20 protein-coding genes are annotated in these 19,716 nt (G+C 63.1%); 13 read left to right on the forward strand and 7 right to left on the reverse strand.

Translation table 11 applies throughout. The features are described 5' to 3' along the window. Nucleotides 1-178: 178 nt before the first annotated feature. The gene (locus ABE528_RS25755; RefSeq protein ID WP_346654450.1) at nt 179-1,591 is read left to right on the forward strand and encodes an amino acid permease; all 1,413 of its coding nucleotides are present in this window, start codon (nt 179-181) and stop codon (nt 1,589-1,591) included. A 3-nt stretch (nt 1,592-1,594) separates the two neighbouring features. On the opposite strand, the gene ABE528_RS25760 is transcribed toward ABE528_RS25755, so the two are convergent. Continuing rightward, a complete protein-coding gene (locus ABE528_RS25760; protein ID WP_152958786.1) occupies nt 1,595-1,774 on the reverse strand; it encodes a hypothetical protein in 180 nt (59 codons plus the stop codon). A 96-nt stretch (nt 1,775-1,870) separates the two neighbouring features. On the opposite strand from ABE528_RS25760, the gene tam reads away from it, so the two are divergent. Next, nucleotides 1,871-2,647 (forward strand): trans-aconitate 2-methyltransferase, encoded by a 777-nt coding sequence (gene tam / locus ABE528_RS25765; RefSeq protein ID WP_152958759.1) that lies wholly within the window; start codon nt 1,871-1,873, stop codon nt 2,645-2,647. Between the two features lie 36 nt (nt 2,648-2,683). On the opposite strand, the gene ABE528_RS25770 is transcribed toward tam, so the two are convergent. Then, nucleotides 2,684-3,553, reverse strand: coding sequence for a LysR substrate-binding domain-containing protein (locus ABE528_RS25770; protein ID WP_346654451.1), 870 nt, complete (start codon nt 3,551-3,553; stop codon nt 2,684-2,686). 244 nt (nt 3,554-3,797) lie between these two features. Here ABE528_RS25770 and ABE528_RS25775 point away from each other — a divergent pair, with 244 nt between their 5' ends. The 4 genes from ABE528_RS25775 to ABE528_RS25790 all read left to right on the forward strand — a co-directional run bounded on the left by ABE528_RS25775 (nt 3,798) and on the right by ABE528_RS25790 (nt 8,497). Next, entirely contained in the window at nt 3,798-5,114 is a 1,317-nt protein-coding gene (locus tag ABE528_RS25775; protein ID WP_152958762.1) for an MFS transporter, read from the forward strand. A gap of 124 nt (nt 5,115-5,238) precedes the next feature. Then, entirely contained in the window at nt 5,239-5,949 is a 711-nt protein-coding gene (locus ABE528_RS25780) for a YebC/PmpR family DNA-binding transcriptional regulator (protein WP_152958763.1), read from the forward strand. 109 nt (nt 5,950-6,058) lie between these two features. Then, on the forward strand, nt 6,059-7,003 hold the full coding sequence (locus tag ABE528_RS25785) for a LysR family transcriptional regulator (protein WP_346654452.1): 945 nt from the start codon (nt 6,059-6,061) through the stop codon (nt 7,001-7,003). Between the two features lie 81 nt (nt 7,004-7,084). Then, nucleotides 7,085-8,497 carry a DOPA decarboxylase gene (locus ABE528_RS25790; RefSeq protein WP_346654453.1) on the forward strand — a complete coding sequence of 471 codons (1,413 nt, stop codon included), beginning with the start codon at nt 7,085-7,087 and terminating at the stop codon, nt 8,495-8,497. Nucleotides 8,498-8,533: 36 nt separating this feature from the next. Here the strand turns inward: ABE528_RS25790 and ABE528_RS25795 are convergent, their stop codons facing one another. Continuing rightward, nucleotides 8,534-9,907 (reverse strand): MFS transporter, encoded by a 1,374-nt coding sequence (locus ABE528_RS25795; RefSeq protein ID WP_152958765.1) that lies wholly within the window; start codon nt 9,905-9,907, stop codon nt 8,534-8,536. Nucleotides 9,908-10,382: 475 nt separating this feature from the next. On the opposite strand from ABE528_RS25795, the gene quiC reads away from it, so the two are divergent. Together quiC and ABE528_RS25805 are read left to right on the forward strand one after the other, a co-directional pair. Beyond that, the gene (quiC, locus tag ABE528_RS25800) at nt 10,383-12,290 is read left to right on the forward strand and encodes a 3-dehydroshikimate dehydratase QuiC (protein WP_346654454.1); all 1,908 of its coding nucleotides are present in this window, start codon (nt 10,383-10,385) and stop codon (nt 12,288-12,290) included. A 357-nt stretch (nt 12,291-12,647) separates the two neighbouring features. After that, the gene (locus ABE528_RS25805) at nt 12,648-13,319 is read left to right on the forward strand and encodes a TetR/AcrR family transcriptional regulator (protein ID WP_346654455.1); all 672 of its coding nucleotides are present in this window, start codon (nt 12,648-12,650) and stop codon (nt 13,317-13,319) included. A 6-nt stretch (nt 13,320-13,325) separates the two neighbouring features. Here the strand turns inward: ABE528_RS25805 and ABE528_RS25810 are convergent, their stop codons facing one another. Further along, complete coding sequence (locus tag ABE528_RS25810) at nt 13,326-14,333, reverse strand: GlxA family transcriptional regulator (protein WP_346654456.1); 1,008 nt, start codon at nt 14,331-14,333, stop codon at nt 13,326-13,328. Nucleotides 14,334-14,472: 139 nt separating this feature from the next. Between ABE528_RS25810 and ABE528_RS25815 the strand changes: the two genes are divergently transcribed. Next, on the forward strand, nt 14,473-14,943 hold the full coding sequence (locus ABE528_RS25815; protein ID WP_346654457.1) for an FAD/FMN-containing dehydrogenase: 471 nt from the start codon (nt 14,473-14,475) through the stop codon (nt 14,941-14,943). Between the two features lie 24 nt (nt 14,944-14,967). Here ABE528_RS25815 and ABE528_RS25820 read toward each other — a convergent pair whose 3' ends face one another. Further along, on the reverse strand, nt 14,968-16,224 hold the full coding sequence (locus tag ABE528_RS25820; RefSeq protein WP_346654458.1) for a cation:dicarboxylase symporter family transporter: 1,257 nt from the start codon (nt 16,222-16,224) through the stop codon (nt 14,968-14,970). Nucleotides 16,225-16,322: 98 nt separating this feature from the next. Continuing rightward, on the reverse strand, nt 16,323-16,748 hold the full coding sequence (locus ABE528_RS25825; RefSeq protein WP_346654459.1) for a VOC family protein: 426 nt from the start codon (nt 16,746-16,748) through the stop codon (nt 16,323-16,325). Between the two features lie 172 nt (nt 16,749-16,920). On the opposite strand from ABE528_RS25825, the gene ABE528_RS25830 reads away from it, so the two are divergent. Both ABE528_RS25830 and ABE528_RS25835 read left to right on the forward strand, forming a co-directional pair. Next, a complete protein-coding gene (locus tag ABE528_RS25830) occupies nt 16,921-17,799 on the forward strand; it encodes a LysR substrate-binding domain-containing protein (RefSeq protein ID WP_152958770.1) in 879 nt (292 codons plus the stop codon). A 96-nt stretch (nt 17,800-17,895) separates the two neighbouring features. Further along, nucleotides 17,896-18,108: a PLDc N-terminal domain-containing protein gene (locus ABE528_RS25835; protein WP_012314118.1), complete on the forward strand. Its 213-nt coding sequence runs from the start codon at nt 17,896-17,898 to the stop codon at nt 18,106-18,108. A gap of 41 nt (nt 18,109-18,149) precedes the next feature. On the opposite strand, the gene ABE528_RS25840 is transcribed toward ABE528_RS25835, so the two are convergent. Beyond that, nucleotides 18,150-18,476: a hypothetical protein gene (locus ABE528_RS25840; protein WP_346654460.1), complete on the reverse strand. Its 327-nt coding sequence runs from the start codon at nt 18,474-18,476 to the stop codon at nt 18,150-18,152. Between the two features lie 203 nt (nt 18,477-18,679). On the opposite strand from ABE528_RS25840, the gene ABE528_RS25845 reads away from it, so the two are divergent. Continuing rightward, the gene (locus ABE528_RS25845) at nt 18,680-19,108 is read left to right on the forward strand and encodes a RidA family protein (protein ID WP_346654461.1); all 429 of its coding nucleotides are present in this window, start codon (nt 18,680-18,682) and stop codon (nt 19,106-19,108) included. Nucleotides 19,109-19,132: 24 nt separating this feature from the next. Further along, nucleotides 19,133-19,627 carry a GNAT family N-acetyltransferase gene (locus tag ABE528_RS25850; protein ID WP_346654462.1) on the forward strand — a complete coding sequence of 165 codons (495 nt, stop codon included), beginning with the start codon at nt 19,133-19,135 and terminating at the stop codon, nt 19,625-19,627. The last annotated feature ends 89 nt before the right edge of the window (nt 19,628-19,716 follow it).

Below are 19,716 nucleotides of genomic sequence, written 5' to 3' on the forward strand. Positions count from 1 at the left end.
CATGTTCAGTTCGCCCGAGGTGCCAACCCTGGGGCGCGTCAGCAGGCCGCCACGGAAGGCCTGCGTGTGTTTGCGCACACCATCCTGCCCGCATTAGCACTGATGTACAGGTGAAACCGAGAGCCATCGGGGTTTCACAGTTTTCCTTGGATAAAAAGAAGCACGGGGTACACAACTGATGGACGCAACATCCACAACAACCACCGCGAAAAGCGGGCACGAGAGCAAACTCAGTGCCTCGCTCAAGTCGCGCCACCTGACGATGATGTCGATCGCCGGGGTTATCGGCGGCGCCTTGTTCGTCGGTTCCGGCAGCGTGATCCACAGCGCCGGCCCGGCCGCAGTGCTGGCCTACCTGGCCGGCGGCATCCTGGTGGTGCTGATCATGCGCATGCTCGGTGAAATGGCGACTTCCTCGCCTGACACCGGCTCGTTCTCCACCTACGCCGACCGCGCGATCGGCCGCTGGGCCGGTTTCACCATCGGCTGGCTGTACTGGTGGTACTGGGTCATCCTGATGGCCTGGGAAGCCTATGTGGCGGGCAAGATCCTGCACGGTTTCTTCCCCGACGTGAGCGTCAACGTGTTCGTGCTGGCCACGACCCTGCTGCTGATCACCGTCAACTTCTTCAACGTCAAGCACTACGGTGAGTTCGAATTCTGGTTCGCGCTGATCAAGGTGGTGGCGATCGTCTGCTTCCTGGTGGTGTGTACCGCCGCCGTGATGAACATCTGGCAGTTCGGTGAAGTGCGTGGCATCACCCACCTGACCGCCGAAGGCTTCATGCCCAACGGCATCACCACGGTCATAGGTGCCTTGCTCGGGGTGATGTTCGCCTTCCTCGGCGCCGAAATCGTCACCATCGCCGCTTCCGAAGCCAAGGACCCGGCCACCCAGATCGTCAAGGCCACCAACTCGGTGGTATGGCGTGTGTGCCTGTTCTACGTCGGCTCGATCTTCCTGATCGTCTGCCTGGTACCGTGGAACGATCCGCAACTGGGTGTTTCCGGCTATGGCGCGTACCGCCGTACCCTGGAGCTGCTGGGCGTGCCGCACGCCGAGCTGCTGATGAACTTCGTGGTGCTGACCTCGGTGAGCAGCTGCCTGATCTCCGGTCACTACACCGCTTCACGCATGCTGTTCTCCCTGGCTCAGCGTGGCGACGCGCCGTCGTTCTTCAAGATCACCCGCGCCGGCACTGGCGTACCGGTGTACGCGATCATCGGCTCCTGCGCCGTGGCCGTGGTCTGCGCGTTGATCAACTTCAGCGAGACCCTGCGCCCGAAAGACGTGCTGGAAACCCTGATGAACACCACGGGCATGATCGCCCTGCTGGTGTACCTGGTGATTGCCTTCTCGCAGCTGCGCATGCGCCGCAAGCTGATTGCCGAAGGCAAGGAAGTGCGCCTGCAGATGTGGCTGTTCCCGTGGCTGACCTACCTGGTGATCGGCTTCATCATTGCCGCGCTGGTGACCATGGCCTTCATGCCTGACTACCAGATCCTGGTGATCTCCACCGGCATCGCCGCGGCGGTCGTAGTGGCCATGGGCGTGGTGCACCAGATCCGCTCTGGCAAGCAGCAGCACTAAGCGTCACTTGTTGTTGGAAACGGCCGGCTCCCTTTGGGACCCGGCCGTTTCGCGTTGTTGGGCGTGGTGTTTTTCCTCGGGCATGTGAAACCGCTGGTTCATCCAGGGGGAGCCGAGCAGGGCGGCGGCTGCGATGAGCGCCAGAATGGCCAGGGCCAGGGATATTTTCATGGGCATGCGCATGAAAGGAGTGACTTCAAGCATAGGACGACAGTTCAAGCGCATGCGCTTCGGTACATGGCGTATGCTCACTGCATCGTCCGCCATAAGGAGCCGCCCATGGCCTGGTCCGCCACCCAGTATTCCCTCTTCGAAGACGAACGCACCCGCGCCGTGCGAGACCTGTTGGCCGCCGTGCCGCCACGGCCGGTGCGCCATGCCACCGACCTGGGCTGTGGCCCCGGCAACTCGACCGAAGTACTGCTGCAGCGTTGCCCGGATGCTCAGGTCACGGCGCTGGACAGCGACAAGGACATGATCGACAAGGCCCGCGAGCGCAAGCGCCTGCACATTCCGCGGGTGCGCTGCGAAATTGCCGATATCAGCGACTGGTCCGCCCCCGAACCGCAAGACCTGATCCTGGCCAATGCCTCGCTGCAATGGGTGCCCGACCACGGCTCGCTGTACCCGCACCTGGTGCGCCAGCTGAGCGAGGGCGGCAGCCTGGCGGTGCAGACCCCGGACAACCTCGACGAGCCCGCTCACCGGCAACTGCGCAAGATTGCCAGTGAAGGCCCGTGGGCGGAGAAATTCGCTGACTTCCACTTGCCGCCCCGGCACAACGCGGCGTTCTACTACGACCTGCTCAGCCCCCTGTGCGCGCGGGTGGACGTGTGGCGCACCACCTATCACCACCCATTGGCCGGCGGCGCCGAGGCGGTGGTGGAATGGTTCAAGGGGTCGGCGCTGCGGCCTTACCTTGCCAAGCTGGACGAAGAGGAACAGGCAAGCTTCCTGCAGATGTACCTGCAGGCCATGCAGCATGACTATCCGCCCGCCACCGATGGCAAGGTGCTGCTGCCGTTCCCGCGGCTGTTCGTGGTCGCGACCCGTTAGGCCCGAGGCCGGATGATGTAGCGGCCGGTACTGGCGCTACAACGCTTCCTGAACCATCTGCAGGAAGGTCGCCACCACACGGCGGCTTCTTTGCTCGCTCAGGCACACCAGGGTTTCGGTCAGGTGCCGCTGGCAATCGATGATCGGCAGCGCACACACCCGTGCATCGGCGCCAAACTCGGCCGCCGACACCACCCCCACGCCAATTCCCACCACCACCGCCTCGCGCGCAGCTTCGCGGCCTTCCACCTGGATCGCCGGGCGAATCCGCAAGCCTGCGCGCTGCATCTCTTCCTCCAGCGTCTGCCGCGTTACCGAACCCGGCTCGCGCAGCACCAGCGGTGTGTCGTCCAGGTCCGCCAGGTTGATCGAGCCGCGGCTGGCCCATGGGTGGTTGTGCGAGACGAACGCCACCATCGGGTCGCGGCGCAGCGGCACGCAGTACAGCCGCTCGTCATCGACATCGCGCCCGAGCAGCGCCAGGTCGGCCTGGTAGCTGAACAGCCTTGCCAGCGATTCATCGGTGTTGCCGGTCTCGACCTTGACCTGGATGCCCGGGTAGCGCTGGCAGAAGCGGGCGATCTGCGGCAGTACGTGCACCGGCGCATCCACCGCCAGCACCAGGCTGCCGGTGTGCAGGGCGCGTGAATCCTGCAACAGGTCATGCGCCTCGGCCTCGCAGGCGAACAGGCGCTGGCTGATGCCCAGCAGGCGCTCACCGAGGTCGGTCAGTTGCACCGAGCGCTTGTTGCGGTGGAACAGCAGCACGCCGAAGCGCTCTTCGAGCTTGCGCACCTGGTCGGACACCGCCGGCTGGGTCAGAAACAGCTTTTGCGCCGCACGGGTGAAGCTGCCGTGCACGGCCACTGCATGGAAGGCCTTGAGTTGAGCGTGGGATACCGACATGCCGACTCCAGTAACAAGCTGAGCTTATGTGTGAAATACGATAAATCGATTTTCTTTATCAGTCAGCAACTGTTTCCATACGTTTCAACCCGAGGCCACCGCCACAAGCAGCGGCCGGGCCATGGCCCGCACAGCGGTGCCATCTGACCAGATGACGAGCCTTCGTCATGCAGTGCGCAACACAACAACAAGACAGGCGTTTCTTAACAATCTGCCGGCACACTTGAGCAAGAGGTCAGAGTCAATGAATCAGTCACTAGCCGCGTTGAAACGCTGGCGCATCCAGATTTTCGCGATCACCTGGCTGGCCTACGCCGCCTTCTACTTCACCCGCAAAGCCTTCTCGGTGGCCAAGCTCGGCATCGCTGAAGACCCGACGTTCATGCTCGACAAGGCCGCCATGGCCAACCTCGACGCGATCTACCTGGCTGCCTATGCCGTGGGCCAGTTCACCTGGGGCATGCTTGCCGACCGTTTCGGCCCGCGCGTGGTGGTGCTGGGCGGCCTGCTGATCTCGGCAGCGGCCGCCGTGGTGATGGGCAGTTACGCGACCTTCCCGATCTTCGCCACCTGCATGCTGATCCAGGGCCTGGCGCAATCCACCGGCTGGGCCGGGCTGTGCAAGAACATCGGCAGCTTCTTCCCGGCTGCGCAGCGCGGGCGGGTGCTGGGGCTGTGGAGTTCGTGCTACGCCTTCGGTGGCCTGGTCGCTTCACCGTTCGCCGGCTGGTGGGCCTATACCCTGGTCGGCACCTGGCATGCGGCGTTCTTCTCCAGCGCTGCGGTGGTGGCCGGCGTGGCCGTGCTGTTCTTCTTCCTGCAGCGCAACAAGCCGGAAGACGTCGGCCTGGCAGCGGTCGAACCGGAGCCGCAGAGCATGGCCCCGGCTGGCAACCTGTGCAGCGTGTGGGCGCCACTGCGCGAGATCCTGCGCAACCGCACGGTGCTGACCCTGGGCCTGGCCTACTTTCTGTTGAAGCCGGCGCGCTATGCCATCCTGCTGTGGGGCCCGGTGATCGTCTTCGAGCAGATGCCATCGGTCGGCAAGGTCGGCGCGGCGATCATTCCCACTGCCTTCGAACTGGCCGGGCTGCTCGGCCCGATCATCATCGGCCTGGCTTCGGACAAGCTGTTCGGCGCCCGGCGCATGCCGGCCTGCGTGATCAGCCTGGTGCTGCTGACGCTGACCCTGGCAGCGTTCATGGCGGCCATGCACAGCGGCAGCATCGTGATGGTGGTGGCCTTGCTGTTCGTCATGGGCCTGACCCTGTATGGGCCGGACTCGATGATCAGCGGTGCGGCGGCCATCGACTTCGGCACGGCCAAGGCCGGCGCCACGGCGGCAGGCTTCGTCAACGGTTGCGGCTCGGTGGGCGCGGTGCTCGGCGGCCTGCTGCCGGGCTACTTCGACAGCGTCACGGTGTTCATCGTGTTTGCCGGCTGCGCGCTGTTCTCGGCCCTGGTGTTGTTGCCGCACTGGAACAGCCGCCCGGCCAGCACGCCCCAGGCCAATGACGTGGCGCCCAACACCAGCATGGCGATCAAACCACTACGCACCTGAAGGTAAGCGGGCAAGGCGACAAACCGTGAGATTACTTGTCGATCCACTGCCCGAGGGCGTATAAACTGCACCCACTTTTGGCCGGTCGCTTCCTGAACCGGCCGTTGAAACAAAGAGAGTCGACATGGGCGCACAGTGGAAAGCCAAACATAGAGAAACAGCTGCCAATGCCAAGGGCAAGATCATGGGCAAGCTGGCCAAGGAAATCCAGATCGCTGCCAAGTCTGGCGCCGACCCGGATATGAACCCGCGCCTGCGCCTGGCCATCGTTCAGGCCAAGAAAGCCTCGATGACCCGCGAGACCCTGGAGCGTGCGATCAAGAAAGGCGCCGGCCTGGACGGCGACGCCGTGCAGTACCATGCCGTCAGCTATGAAGGCTTCGCTCCGCACCAGGTGCCACTGATCGTCGAGTGCCTGACCGACAACGTCAACCGCACCGTGGCGCAGATCCGCGTGCTGTTCCGCAAGGGCCAGCTAGGCGCCAGCGGCTCGGTGGCGTGGGACTTCAACCACGTCGGCCTGATCGAAGCCACCCCGGAAGGCGATGCCGACCCGGAAATGGCCGCCATCGAAGCCGGCGCGCAAGAGTTCGAGGAAGGTGAAGAAGAAGGTTCGACCTTGTTCATCACTGACACCACCGACCTGGATGCTGTGCAGAAGGCGCTGCCTGAGCATGGTTTCACCGTGACTTCGGCGAAGATCGGTTATACCCCGAAGAATCCGGTGAGCGCGGCCAGCCTGAGTGCTGAAGCGCTGGCTGAGGTTGAAGCGTTCCTTGAGGCGATCGATGAGAACGATGACGTGCAGAACGTCTACGTGGGCCTGACCGCCTAAAAAGCTGGGGCCGCTTTGCGGCCCATTCGCGGGTAAACCCGCTCCTGCATGCCCTGTAGGGGCGGGTTTCCCCGCGAATGGGCCTGTAAAACCACGCAAGGGAGCCTGCATGAACCCGACTTTCGCCTCCCTCAGCCTCGCCCACCTGCGCACCCTCGACTGCCTCCTGCAGCTGAAGAACCTCAGCCACGCTGCCGACCGCCTGGGTGTCAGCCAATCGGCCCTGAGCCGCCAGCTGGCCCACCTGCGCGAAGCTTTCGACGACCCGTTGCTGGTACGCCAAGGCCGCGGTTATGTGCTCAGCGAGCATGCCGAAGCCCTGGCCGAACCCCTGCGTCAGGTCCTCGAAGAGCTCCAGGCCCTGCGCCAACCCGCTGCCTTCGACCCGGCCCGCTGCGAGCGGCGCTTCTGCCTGGCCGCCTCCGACTATGTAGCCGAGCACATGCTGCCGTTGCTGGTGGCTGCCTTGGAACAGGAAGCCCCGGGCGTGTCCATCGACTACCGCACCTGGCAGGCCGGGCAATACACCTTGCTCGCCAGCGGCGAGATCGACCTGGCCACCACCTTGTTCGACGAGTCGCCGCCCAACCTGCATGGGCGTTTGCTAGGCGAAGACCGCGCGGTGTGCCTGATGCGCCAGGATCACCCGCTGACCGCGCTGGACGCGCTTGGCCAGGACGATTACCTGGCCTGCAAGCACGTGCGCATTTCCGGTGGCGGCGACAAGGACAGCTTCATCGACCGCCACCTGCGCGCCCAGGGTTTGCAGCGGCGCATCAGCCTGGAAGTACCGTTTTTCTCGGCCACCGTGCAGGTAATCGGCAACAGCCAGGCGCTGGCCACGGTACCCGAGCACATCGCCCGCCAGTTGTGCCGCCTGCACGGGCTGGCGTGGCGGCCGTTGGGGTTTGTCGAGCATACCCAGCGCTATTGGGTGGTGTGGCATCAGCGTTTGCAGGCCTCGGCCGAGCACCGCTGGTTGCGCAACCGGGTGTTCGAGCTGTGGCGCCAGTCACAGTTCGGCGTGCAGGGCGGGGTTGCGGATTTGCCATAGCAGGTATGCGCGCAGCGGGGTTATTCGCGGGGGCGCAGGCGCCTAGACTGGGGGCACTGGACAATCCTCAGGAGCGCGCGCGTGACCCCAGAACAATTCCGCCAGTACGGCCACCAGCTGATCGACCTGATCGCCGACTACCGCCAATCCGTCGGCGAACGCCCGGTCATGGCCCAAGTCCAGCCCGGCTACCTCAAGGCCCAGCTGCCACAAGGCGCCCCACAGCAGGGCGAGTCGTTCGAGGCGATCCTCGACGACGTCAACCAACTGGTCATGCCTGGCCTGTCGCACTGGCAGCACCCGGATTTCTACGGCTACTTCCCGTCCAACGGCACCCTGTCGTCGGTGCTCGGCGATTTCCTCAGCACCGGCCTCGGTGTGCTCGGCCTGTCGTGGCAATCCAGCCCGGCGTTGAGCGAGCTGGAGGAAACCACCCTCGACTGGCTGCGCCAGCTGCTCGGCCTGTCGGCCCAGTGGAGCGGGGTGATCCAGGACACCGCATCCACCAGCACACTGGTGGCGCTGATCAGCGCCCGTGAGCGGGCCGCCGACTATGCGCTGGTGCGCGGCGGCCTGCAGGCCGAGGCCAAGCCGCTGATCATCTATGTCAGTGCCCATGCCCACAGCTCGGTGGACAAGGCTGCACTGCTGGCCGGCTTTGGCCGTGCCAACATTCGCCTGATCGCCACCGACGACAAGTTCGCCATGCGCCCGCAGGCGCTGCAGGCTGCCATCGAGCAAGACCTCGCCGCCGGCAACCAGCCATGCGCTGTGGTCGCCACCACCGGTACCACCACCACCACCGCCCTTGACCCGCTGCGCCCGATCGGCGAAATCGCCCAGGCCAACGGGCTGTGGCTGCATGTCGACTCGGCCATGGCCGGCTCGGCGATGATCCTGCCGGAATGCCGGTGGATGTGGGACGGCATCGAGCTGGCCGATTCTGTCGTGGTCAACGCGCACAAATGGCTGGGTGTGGCGTTCGATTGCTCGATCTATTACGTGCGTGATCCGCAGCACTTGATCCGGGTGATGAGCACCAACCCGAGCTATCTGCAGTCGGCGGTGGATGGCGAGGTGAAGAACCTGCGGGACTGGGGGATTCCGCTGGGCCGTCGGTTCCGCGCCTTGAAACTGTGGTTCATGTTGCGCAGCGAAGGCGTGGAGGCGTTGCAGCAACGCTTGCGCCGAGACCTGGAGAATGCCCGCTGGTTGGCGCAGCAGGTTGAGGCTCAAGCGCAGTGGGAAGTGCTGGCACCGGTGCAACTGCAGACCTTGTGCATTCGCCACCGGCCAGCGGGGCTGGAAGGGGAGGCGCTGGATGCGCATACCAAGGCGTGGGCTGAGCGGCTGAATGCGTCCGGGGTGGCGTATGTGACGCCGGCGACGCTGGAAGGGCGGTGGATGGTGCGGGTGTCGGTGGGGGCTTTGCCGACCGAGCGGGAGCATGTGGAGAATCTTTGGCTGAACCTGCAGGAAGTGGTCAAAGGCTGATATCGCTGGGGCCGCAAAGCGGCCCCGTACGATCTATTACTGGCTCACTGCCTGAAAGCTGCCTTTGCGGCTGGCTTCGTAAGCTTCCTTCTCCATCGGCTTGGCATCCGGGTTGCCCAGATCTTCCATCGCCAAACGGTGGGTCTCCGGCGCAATGTAGGCCGCCAATGCACACACGCAGGTGATGAAGAACGCCAGGCCACCGATCACCAGCGGAATGTTGTCCGAACCCGGTGGCGCCACCAGGGCGAACAGCGCTGGCAGCATGGCGGTGAGCATGGTGCCGATGTTCTGCGCGATGGCCATGGCCGATACGCGGTAGCGGGTTTGGAACAGCTCCGGGTAGAAGCTTGGGAATACCGCGTTGTAACCCTGGTAGACCATGCCCCACATCACGATCGAGGCGGCGAAGGCCAGCGGCACGTTCTGGATGCTGATCGCATACAGGTAGACGAAAGCCAGCAGGCCAGAGCCCAGGCAGCCGGCGATCATGGTCGGGCGACGGCCGATCTTGTCGGACAGGTTGCCCACGAACGGAATCACCAGCACCGCGACGATGTTGCCCACTACCGGGATCCACAGGTACACGCTCTTGTCGAAGCCGATGCCATAGGCCGGCTGCACCGCGTAGGCCGCGCCGAAGATGGTGGCAACTACCGGGATCACGTTCATCAGGGCCATGAACATCACCAGCACCATGTGCTTCCAGCTGTGGCGGAAGGCCTCGCTGATCGGCGACTTGGCAACCTTGTCCTGCTTCTCTTCCTTCACGAACGCCGGGGTTTCGTGCACTTCCTTACGAATGATGAAGCCCGCAAGCAGGACGAAGGCGCTCAACAAGAACGGAATGCGCCAGCCCCAGTCATTGAAGGCTTCACTCGGCATGAAGTAGGCCAGTGGCAGGAACACCGCCGCCGCCATTACCTGGCCGGCCTGCACGCCCTGCAAGGTGAAGCTGGCATAGTAGCCACGCCGGCCGAACGGGGCGTGCTCCATGATCATTGAGCTGGCACCGGAGATTTCACCGGCCACGGCAAAGCCCTGGACCAGGCGCAACAGCACCAGCAAGGCCGGGGCCAGCATACCGATATCGTGGTAGGTCGGCAGCAGGCCGACGGCCATGGTCGACAGGCCCATCAGGAACATGCACAGCAGCAGCACGTTCTTGCGCCCGCGGGTGTCACCCCAGTGGCCGAGCACGAAGGCGCCGACAGGGCGGGCCAGGTAGCCCACACCGTAGGTGGCCAACGAGGCGATGATGGCCATTTTCGGGTCGGTGTTGGGGAAGAAGATCTGCGGGAAGATCAGTGCCGCAGCCTGGGCATAGATGAAGAAATCGTAGTATTCGAGTGCCGAGCCAATCCATCCACTGGCGGTCGCTTTCTTGGCTTGAGAGCTTGAGTGAGCCATCGTTGTCTCCGTTGTTCTTGTAGGTCGCCGCACGGCTGGCGTCGCCCAGGGGCGGCCAGAGGGGTGCGATCGCTTTTCGGGAGTAGGGCGGTTATAGCGCGATTGATCGCAGGCGGTGTCTGCAGAGGGAAGACGAACGAGCAGGTGCGGATCGCAAGGCGATGGAGGTGTGCATAGGTCGGTACCCGGTTTATTGAACTTATTATGTTGTGACGTTGGGCTTGTCTGCGCAGGTTTTGCCGAACCACCGTCAGGGCAGAAGAGGGCGGTCGGTGTGCCTGCGTCTGGGTCCATGTTTGCTTAGGGTTGGCAGTGAATCAATTCGCCAAAATCGGTTTTGTGCGGTAATCGAACGCAAAACTAACCATTTCGTACAAACAGATTGCCGGGTCGACTTTACCTGCGAATAATTGACAGTGCCAGAAACCCAGCAAGGTTTCGGCCCGTCGTCCGTCCAATAACAAGGAACTCCCCCATGCAGCGTTCGATAGCCACCGTGTCCTTGAGCGGCACCCTGCCGGAAAAGCTCGAAGCCATCGCCGCCGCCGGTTTCGACGGCGTGGAGATCTTCGAGAACGACCTGTTGTACTACGCTGGCAGCCCGCGTGAAGTACGGCAGATGTGCGCCGACCTCGGCATTGCCATCACCCTGTTCCAGCCGTTCCGTGACTTTGAAGGCTGCCGCCGCGACCGCCTGCAGAAAAACCTCGACCGCGCCGAGCGCAAGTTCGACCTGATGCAAGAGCTGGGCACCGACCTGGTGCTGGTGTGCAGCAACGTCCAGGCCGACGCCCTGGGCGATGAACAGATCCTGGTGGACGACCTGCGCCTGCTCGGCGAGCACGCCGGCAAGCGCGGCCTGCGCATCGGCTACGAAGCCCTGGCCTGGGGCCGCCACGTCAATACCTACCAGCAAGTGTGGAACCTGGTGCGCCAGGCCGACCACCCGGCGCTGGGGGTGATCCTCGACAGCTTCCATACCCTGTCGCTCAAAGGCGACCCGGCGGCGATCCGTGACATCCCCGGCGACAAGATCTTCTTCGTGCAGATGGCCGACGCGCCGATCCTGAACATGGACGTGCTGGAATGGAGCCGCCACTTCCGCAACTTCCCGGGGCAGGGCGAAATGGACCTGGCTGGCTTCCTTGCGCCGATCCTCGCCACCGGCTATCGCGGCCCGCTGTCGCTGGAAATCTTCAACGACGGCTTCCGCGCTGCACCGCCACGGCAGAACGCCGCCGACGGCCTGCGCTCGCTGCTGTACCTCGAAGAACAGACCCGCCTGCGCCTGGAGCAGGAAGGCACTGCCATCGAGCCGGGTGTGCTGTTCACCCCGCCGGCGGCCAGCGCCTACGATGGTGTGGAGTTCCTCGAATTCGCCGTTGACGAAGCCGTCGGCGCGCGCCTGGGCAGCTGGCTCAAGCGGCTGGGCTTTGCCGAAGCCGGCAAGCACCGTAGCAAGGACGTGCGCCTGCTGCGCCAGAACGACATCAACATCGTGCTCAACGCCGAGCCGTACTCCTTCGGCCACAACTTCTTCGAGGCTCACGGCCCTTCGCTGTGCGCCACTGCCCTGCGGGTGAAGGACGAGCATGCCGCGCTGCAACGCGCCACCGACTTCCGCGGCCAGCCATTCCGTGGCCTGGTCGGCCCCAACGAATGCGAAGTACCCGCCGTGCGTGCCCCGGACGGCAGCCTGATCTACCTGGTGGAGCAGGGCAAGGAAGGACCGTCGCTGTACGACACCGACTTCCGCCTGGACCCGGCCGCCAATGCCATCGGCGGTTTGCAGCGCATCGACCACATGGCCCTGGCGCTGCCGGCCGAGTCGCTGGACAGCTGGGTGCTGTTCTACAAGAGCCTGTTCGACTTTGCTGCCGACGATGAAGTGGTGCTGCCCGACCCGTACGGCCTGGTCAAGAGCCGCGCCTTGCGCAGCCAGTGCGGCAGCCTGCGCTTGCCGCTGAACATCTCGGAGAACCGCAACACCGCCATCGCCCATGCGCTGTCCAGCTATCGTGGCTCGGGTGTGCATCACATCGCCTTCGATTGTGGGGATATCTTCGCCGAAGTGGCGCGGGCCAAGGAATCGGGCGTGCCACTGCTGGAAATCCCGCTGAACTACTACGACGACCTTGCGGCGCGCTTCGATTTCAACGACGAGTTCCTTAGTGAACTGGCGTACTTCAACGTGCTGTACGACCGTGATGCCCAGGGGGGCGAGCTGTTCCACGTGTACACCGAGCCGTTCGAGGAGCGCTTCTTCTTTGAAATCATCCAGCGCAAGGGCGGCTATGCCGGGTATGGCGCGGCGAACGTCGCGGTGCGCCTGGCGGCGATGGCCAAGCGGCGCAGTGGGGCGGTGCGCAAGCCGGTGTTGTGATTCTGAGGCGTTCGCCGACAGGCATTCAGCACCTATAAGATCGAGCGCCGCCCGCGCGGCGCTCGATCTCACCAGCGCTGTAAAACTTTCGGCGGACACTAGGCTCTGTACGAAAAGTCTTGAGACGCAGGTCAGGCAAGGCGAAAACAGCCGAGGAAGCGGAGTGTACTGGAGTACATGAGCATTCCGAGGCTGTTTTCAACGCAGCATGAACAAGTATCAAGGCTTTTCGTACAGAGCCTAGCGGCCATAACCTGAGTCCCAAGACCCGTTCATCGGGCCCGGGAAGGCTTGCCGCAGGGCGAACCCGTCACGGATAATCCCCTCAAATCCCAAAAAGACACCCCGTGAGCCGCCATGAGCAACCCCGTAGCCCCCCTCAGCCCGCCTGAACCCTCGGCTACGCGCCAACCGCGCAAGAACAACCCCGAGAAAACCCGCGAGGACATCCTCCAGGCCGCCATCAACGAGTTCGTCCAGCAAGGCCTGGCTGGCGCGCGCGTGGACGCCATCGCCGAGCGCACGGCCACCTCCAAGCGCATGATCTACTACTACTTCGGCAGCAAGGAGCAGCTGTACGTCGAGTGCCTGGTCAAGCTCTACGGCGACATCCGCAAGACCGAACAGAGCCTGGACCTGGAATCGCTACCGGCCGAGCAGGCGATTCGCCGGCTTTCCGAGTTCACCTTCGACCACCACGACCGCAACGTCGATTTCGTGCGCATGGTCTGTACCGAGAACATCCATTACGGCGAGTACGTCAAGAAGTCCCCGGCCATCCGCGAGATGAGCAGCCTGGTGCTGCAAGCATTGGGCAGCACCCTGGCGCGTGGCGTGAAAGAGGGCGTGTTCCGCCCCGGCATCGAGGTCATCGACCTGCACATGCTGATGAGTTCGTTCTGCTTCTACCGGGTGTCCAACCGCCACACCTTCGGCGACATCTTCCAGATCGACCTGGCCGACGAGCAGGTCAAGCTGCGCCACCGGCAGATGATCTGCGACGTGGTGCTCAGCTACATCCGCGCCTGAACCCGCTTACTCGCCCAGCCGTTGCTCGCGTGACGGCGGGTAGCCGAAGTAGGCGGCGTAGCATTTGCTGAAGTGCGAGACCGAGACGAAGCCGCACGCCACTGCCACCTCCATCACCGACAGGTCGGAGTACTGCAGCAGGCGGCGGCTCTTGGTGATGCGCAGTTCCATGTAGTAGCGCCGCGGCGAAGTGCCGAGCTGGGCCTGGAACAGGCGGTCGATCTGCCGACGCGAGCGGCCGCTGTAGGCGGCCAGCTGGTCGAGGCTCAGGGTTTCTTCGAGGTTGTTTTCCATCAGCTCGACAATGGTGCGCAGGTGCAGGCTCATGGACTTTTTCGCGCCGGGGCCGACCTGGCGGTAGCGGGCACCGGAGAACGACAGGATTTCTTCCACGCCTTCGGCCAGGCCGTCGCCGTACAGGCGGCGCACCAGGCCCAGCATCAGCTCCATGGCACCGTTGGGGCTGGCGGCGCTGAGGCGGTCGCGGTCGAGGGTGAAGCTGGCCGGGGTGATGCGGGTTTGCGGGCTGCGCTCGGACAGGCTGGCGCGCTGCTCGGGGTGGATGCTGCAGCCGTAGTCGTCGAGCACGCCGGCCCGGCCGAGGAACCAGGCGCCGTTCCACAGCCCGCCCAGGGCCATGCCGTGGGCGGCGCAGTCGGCCAGCAGGCGGTCGAGCTCGGGGTATTTCAGCGGTGTACGCAGGCCGCCGCAGACGATCAGCAAGTCGAGCGACTTGAGCTCCTCGGCGGACAGTTCGCTGGCGACCAGTTCCAGGCCCAGGTCGCTGAGCACCCGGTCACCCTTGGGTGACAGCGGGGTGAAACGGAAGCTGTCGGCGCGCAACAGGTTGGCGGTGACCAGCACGTCCATGGCCACGGTGAAGCTGGCCATCGAGAAGTGCTCGAGCAGGATGAAGTCGACGCGGTAAGGTGCCTCGGGGCTACCGGCGTTGGCCTTGAGCCGCAGCATGTTGCTGGTGCTGGTCTTCTTGCTGAACTGGCGTGGGATGGGCACTCTGGACTCCGCTTCCTGGCTGGCCAGCAGAGTGTGGCGGCAGCGTGCGGGAAAGACAATCTCCGGGGGGCGCGTGTCGTATTGCAGGTCGTGTTGAGGCAAGTGGGCTATGCTGGCGCCTCTGTTCTGGAGAACCTCGATGAAATACGCCATCGCATTACTGTTCGGTCTGCTGCCGTTGCTGGCCCATGCTCTGGAGGCAGGCGAGCGGTTGGCGCCCTGGACGCTGCTTGACCAGTACGACCAGCCTTACAGCCTGAACGCCGGCACGCACATACTACTGGTGGCCCGCGACATGGAGGGCGCCAAGCTGGTCAAGGCCGCCCTGGCCGACGCGCCCAAGGGCTACCTGGAGGCGCGCGATGCGGTGTTCGTCGCCGATATCCAGCGGATGCCGGCGCTGATCAGCAAGCTGTTCGCCATACCGGCGATGCGCGATTACAGCTACCGGGTGTTGCTCGACCGCGAAGGCCGTATTGCCAGTCGCTATCCGGGGCAGGCAGGGCAGGTTTCATGGCTGCGCTTGAAGGATGGGGTGCTGGTGAGCGAGCAGGCCTTTGCCGATGCCGTGGCGCTCAAGGCGGCCCTGGACGGGGTGCCGGCGCACTGATGATGCGCCAAGGGCTCTGGCCGTTCAGTCACGCACCGCCAGCAAGCCGTCTTCACCTTTCAACGCCACGCCCTCCCAGCGGGCAATCACCAACGGCGCGATCGCATTGCCGAGCACATTCAGCGTAGTGGTGCCGCTTTCGATGACCCGGAAGATACCGGCCACCAGTGCCACCGCTTCCAGTGGCAGCCCGGCCGATGCCAGTGTCGCCGAGAGGATGATGATGGCAAAGCCCGGCACGCCCGCAGCGCCCTTGGAGGTGAGCACCATCGTCACCACCAGCAGGATCTGCTGGGATAGCGTCAGGTCGATGCCATACAACTGGGCGATGAAAATCGTCGCCACGCCCAGGAAGATCGACGCACCATCGAGGTTGAAGGCGTAGCCGACCGGCACCACGAAGCTGACGATGCGCCGGGGCACTCCATACCGTTCAAGCTTCTCCATCAACTGGGGCATGACGGCGGCCGACGCGGCGCTGGAGCAGGCCAGGATCAGTTCGTCCTGGAAGTAACGCACCAGCTTGAGCAAGTTTTCGCCTATCAGGTAGCAGATACCACCCAGCACGATCGTTGCAAACAGCAGCAGTGCTAGGTACACCACGCCAATCAGCTTGAGCAGCGGCAGCAGCGAGGCGAAGCCGAAGGTGGCGACGGTGGCGCCGATCATGCCGAACACGCCAACCGGTGCGTAGGCCATCACATAGTTGACCAGTTTGAACATGGCGTCGGCGGTGCCCTGCAGGGTGGCGATTACCGCTGCACTCTTTTCCCGCGGCAACGCGTTCAAGGCCATGCCGAACAGGACGGCAAAGAACAGGATCGACAGTAGCTTGCCTTCGGAAAGTGCCTGGAACAGGTTGTCTGGCACGATGTTCTGCACGATCAGCAGGGCGCTTTTGGCGGGCTCCGTCTTCATCACGGCATCACCGTGCGCCATCCCTGCGATGACGGTGCCTGATCCAGGTTGCAGGAGATTGCCAAGCACCAGCCCGACAACGATCGCCAAGGTGGTGATGGCAAAGAAATAACCGAGCGACTTGGCGCCCATGCGGCCGAACGACTTGTTGTCGCCGCCGCCGGCAATGCCAAGCACCATGCAACAGAAGACGATCGGCACGACAATCATCTTCATCATCTTGATGAAGATGTCACCCAGGGGCTTGAGGATTTCTGTACTTGCCCATTGTTGATAGGCAGGGTGACTGTTCAGGTACCAGCCGACGAGGATACCGAGAAACAGACCGGCAACGATCTGCCAGACGAGCGGGATTTTTTTCATGGCTCTAGCCTTTTTTATAGAAGGTGTGCTGCGCAGTTGGCAGTAGCTAGATGCGTGAGCGCGAGCGCCCACGCCAAGGGCACGCTGAGCAATCAGGCTTATTTGGCGAAAATCTGCCCCATATCCTTGAACGCCTTGAATTCAAGTGCATTACCGCAGGGGTCGAACAGGAACATGGTGGCCTGTTCGCCTACCTGGCCCTTGAAACGGATGTACGGTTCGATCACGAACTGGGTACCCAACGCGGTCAGGCGCTTGGCCAACGCCACCCATTCGTCCCAGTGCAGGATGACGCCGAAATGCGGAGCCGGCACATTGTGGCCGTCCACAGGGTTGCTCAATGCCTGTTCCTGATAGGCCATCTTCGGGTGTTCGTGAATCACCAATTGATGGCCATAGAAGTTGAAATCGACCCATTGCGCAGCCGAGCGGCCTTCTTCAAGGTCGAAGACTTCGCCATAGAACTTTCGGGCGGCAGCAATATCGTGAACGGGAATGGCAAGGTGGAAAGGAGAGAGGCTCATCAGGTGCTCCTGTGATCGATTTAATTGAGGCGAACGTCAGGGCCTTCGCCTGGAACCTGAAAACCGAGCTTGCTGGCAAGCGTCTGTTTTTTGTTCTGCGGACGAGTGTAGGGATGGCGAATCAATAAAAAAATCAATATATTTTTCTTAAAAACACAAAGGAAATTTGTTGATGATTCGCGAACTCAAGACGCTGATCGTGGTGGCCCGCGAGGGCACCTTTGCCGCGGCGGGGTTGAAGGTCAACCTGACCCAGGCAGCGGTGAGCGCCCAGATGCAGCGGCTGGAGGAGGAACTGGGGTTCGAGATTTTCGAGCGCAAGGGCAGGAATGCCCAGTTGAACCGGCGTGGTCAGCAAATTCTGATTCAGGCGCAGGAAGTGCTCAGGCTTTACAGCAGTCTGGGCTCCAATGTTGCTGGGGCCGCGCCCACCGTGCAGGTGGACATTGGTGCCATCGCATCCATACAGCGCTCGCTGCTGCCCCAGGCGCTGGCGCAGTTTCACGCGGCCCGTTCGGAGTGCCGCACACGCATCATCCCCGGGCTGTCACTGGAATTGCTCAGTGCGGTCGATGCCAGAGAGCTCGATATCGCGGTGATCATCCGGCCGCCCTTTGAGCTGCAGAGCGATTTGCAATGGACCACCCTGGCCCGCGAGCCTTACCGTCTGATCGTGCCGGCTGGGCTGGAGCAGGCTGAATGGAGCGATATCCTCACCACGCAGCCCTTCATTCGCTATGAACGCTCCTCGTTCGGAGGTCGTCAGGTCGATCGCTTCCTGCGCCAGGCTCATTTCAGCACCCGCGAAGTGTGCGAACTGGACGAGTTGGAGGCCATCACCGAACTGGTTGGCAAGGGCGTTGGCGTGGCGCTGGTGCCGCAGACCGTCACCCGGGATGCCTGGCCCGCCAGCGTGCGGGCCTATGACCTTGGCGCACATACATTCCACCGCGACATCGGCCTGGTGCACCACGCCAATGTGCTGTTGAGCGAGCAGGTGGCACAACTGATTGCACTGATCGTCCAGGCTGCCCGGCAATCGGTGACTTGAGGCGCGCGGGTGGTCACTGGGCGCACGTATCAAATCCGAGTGAACCCTCACCGCTGGCTGTAACCCAACCCAGTACATGCCAACGGGAGAGTGCACATGGAAATCGGAACGATCTGGATCATTGTCGCGGCCTTGGTCATTCTGCTGGAGATCTTCGCCATCTGGCACATCATCGGCAGCGAACGGCGCGCAGAGCGCAAGATGCTGTGGATCGTGTTCGTGGTCTACGCACCGTTCCCGGGGCTGCTGTTCTGGGCCTGGCGTGGGCCGCGGGCGGTCAAGGGCAGGGCGGTGCTGCAGGAGAAGTGACGGCAGCGGTATCAGGCGCGTGGCGCCTGATACCGGTGGCTTCAATCGGGTGTGATGCCGATCTTGATGGCCGGGTCGAGGCCGCTGACCATCAGGCTGCCGGCGAAACTGACCGTATCGTCTACCTCAAGGGTCTTGAATGCGTCACGGATGCGGGAACGGATCGATTTGCTGGCTTCCTTGCGTTTTTCGTCAGTCGTACCCGGGGACAGGACAAGTTCACCGTGCAACGTCGTTTCGACTTTGCCGGAGGTTTTCCAGCCCATCTCTTCACGCAGGTGAGTGCGCGCCACAGCGGCATCACCTTCGTGATCGTTGTTCACAGGGCTGATGGTGTAGGCGAGTTGGAACGCGTAGGGCTTGCTCATTGGCTTTTCCTTCAGTGAAGCGGCGCTGCGCCGCAGTGCTGGCCTCCGTGCCGGGAGCTGCAATCTAGCGAACTGCGCGGCGCAATCCTACATACGCGGTGTTGAGATTCCGCATAGCAATAAAGAAAGTTCCTACAGCAGCTTGACCTCTACCTAACTCGAGCCAACAGACTCGGACGCTCATCCACACGCAGGAGCGTTCCATGACTCGCGCATTTCAGCTGTCCAATCCACAAGGCCTGTACGACCCCAGCGCCAATGCCTATTCCCACGTTGCCGAGGTCGCTGCCGGCAGCCGCCTGCTGTTTATCGCCGGGCAGGGCGGGGAGGATGCCGATGGGCAGCTTTCGCCCGAATTTGCACGGCAGGCCCGCCAGGCGCTGGCCAACCTGCAGACGGCGCTGGCTTCGAAAGGGGCGGAGCTGGCCCAGGTGTTCAAGCTGACATTGCTCATTGTCGATCACAGTGAGGAACGCTTGGCGCAATGGGTGGCTGAGGCCGATCGTGCCTGGAGAGGGCACATGAAGCCGACCTGTACGCTGATACCGGTGCCGCGCCTGGCGCTGGGTGGAATGCTGGTGGAGATCGAAGCAGTGGCGGCGGTGACAGGTAACACAAAAGCCTTAGAATGATCTTTTACCCGAGCCATCCCAGCCATGCTGCCCATCGAACTGCTGCCCACCACTTCCGACCAGGCCGAGCTGATCCGTAACCTCTATCAGTTCTATGCCTATGAGTCCTCCGACTGGGAGCAGGAAGATGTCGAGGTGGACGGCCGTTTCTACATCCACGAAGAGCACCTGCAGCGCTACTGGCAGTCCCCAGGCTGGAGCGCCAGCCTGGTGCTGGCGGATGGTTTCATCGCCGGTTTCGTGCTGGTCGAACGTAGCGAATTGCCCGGCATCGAGGCACTGGAGCTGGCCGACCTGTTCATCCTCAAGCGTTATCGGCGCCAGGGCATTGGCCGCGCCGTGGCCAATCAGTTCCTCGCCAGCCCCGGTGACTGGCTGCTGCGCTGCTACGCCCTGGACCCGATTGCAGTGGCATTCTGCAAAGCGGTGGTGGCCGACTTGCAACGGCCAGTGCAACAGATCTTCCCCGCCGATGAGCCGGACTTGCTGACTTATCAGGTGACGTCGGTCTTCCACTGACGGCCTGTCGATGCAGCAAAATTTTGTGACCCACTTCACAAAATCCACTCGCAAGGCATAATGCCAGCACTGCCTTTCAAGACCCGGCC

Source organism: Pseudomonas sp. TWI628, from assembly GCF_039673865.1.
Taxonomy (GTDB): domain Bacteria; phylum Pseudomonadota; class Gammaproteobacteria; order Pseudomonadales; family Pseudomonadaceae; genus Aquipseudomonas.

What these genes read in the sequence shown, in the direction of transcription:
- ABE528_RS25755 (WP_346654450.1), top strand. Translation starts at nt 179, where the DNA reads ATGGACGCAACATCCACAACAACCACCGCGAAAAGCGGGCACGAGAGC.
- ABE528_RS25760 (WP_152958786.1), bottom strand. Translation starts at nt 1,774, where the DNA reads ATGCGCATGCCCATGAAAATATCCCTGGCCCTGGCCATTCTGGCGCTC.
- tam (WP_152958759.1), top strand. Translation starts at nt 1,871, where the DNA reads ATGGCCTGGTCCGCCACCCAGTATTCCCTCTTCGAAGACGAACGCACC.
- ABE528_RS25770 (WP_346654451.1), bottom strand. Translation starts at nt 3,553, where the DNA reads ATGTCGGTATCCCACGCTCAACTCAAGGCCTTCCATGCAGTGGCCGTG.
- ABE528_RS25775 (WP_152958762.1), top strand. Translation starts at nt 3,798, where the DNA reads ATGAATCAGTCACTAGCCGCGTTGAAACGCTGGCGCATCCAGATTTTC.
- ABE528_RS25780 (WP_152958763.1), top strand. Translation starts at nt 5,239, where the DNA reads ATGGGCGCACAGTGGAAAGCCAAACATAGAGAAACAGCTGCCAATGCC.
- ABE528_RS25785 (WP_346654452.1), top strand. Translation starts at nt 6,059, where the DNA reads ATGAACCCGACTTTCGCCTCCCTCAGCCTCGCCCACCTGCGCACCCTC.
- ABE528_RS25795 (WP_152958765.1), bottom strand. Translation starts at nt 9,907, where the DNA reads ATGGCTCACTCAAGCTCTCAAGCCAAGAAAGCGACCGCCAGTGGATGG.
- quiC (WP_346654454.1), top strand. Translation starts at nt 10,383, where the DNA reads ATGCAGCGTTCGATAGCCACCGTGTCCTTGAGCGGCACCCTGCCGGAA.
- ABE528_RS25805 (WP_346654455.1), top strand. Translation starts at nt 12,648, where the DNA reads ATGAGCAACCCCGTAGCCCCCCTCAGCCCGCCTGAACCCTCGGCTACG.
- ABE528_RS25815 (WP_346654457.1), top strand. Translation starts at nt 14,473, where the DNA reads ATGAAATACGCCATCGCATTACTGTTCGGTCTGCTGCCGTTGCTGGCC.
- ABE528_RS25820 (WP_346654458.1), bottom strand. Translation starts at nt 16,224, where the DNA reads ATGAAAAAAATCCCGCTCGTCTGGCAGATCGTTGCCGGTCTGTTTCTC.
- ABE528_RS25825 (WP_346654459.1), bottom strand. Translation starts at nt 16,748, where the DNA reads ATGAGCCTCTCTCCTTTCCACCTTGCCATTCCCGTTCACGATATTGCT.
- ABE528_RS25830 (WP_152958770.1), top strand. Translation starts at nt 16,921, where the DNA reads ATGATTCGCGAACTCAAGACGCTGATCGTGGTGGCCCGCGAGGGCACC.
- ABE528_RS25835 (WP_012314118.1), top strand. Translation starts at nt 17,896, where the DNA reads ATGGAAATCGGAACGATCTGGATCATTGTCGCGGCCTTGGTCATTCTG.
- ABE528_RS25840 (WP_346654460.1), bottom strand. Translation starts at nt 18,476, where the DNA reads ATGAGCAAGCCCTACGCGTTCCAACTCGCCTACACCATCAGCCCTGTG.
- ABE528_RS25845 (WP_346654461.1), top strand. Translation starts at nt 18,680, where the DNA reads ATGACTCGCGCATTTCAGCTGTCCAATCCACAAGGCCTGTACGACCCC.
- ABE528_RS25850 (WP_346654462.1), top strand. Translation starts at nt 19,133, where the DNA reads ATGCTGCCCATCGAACTGCTGCCCACCACTTCCGACCAGGCCGAGCTG.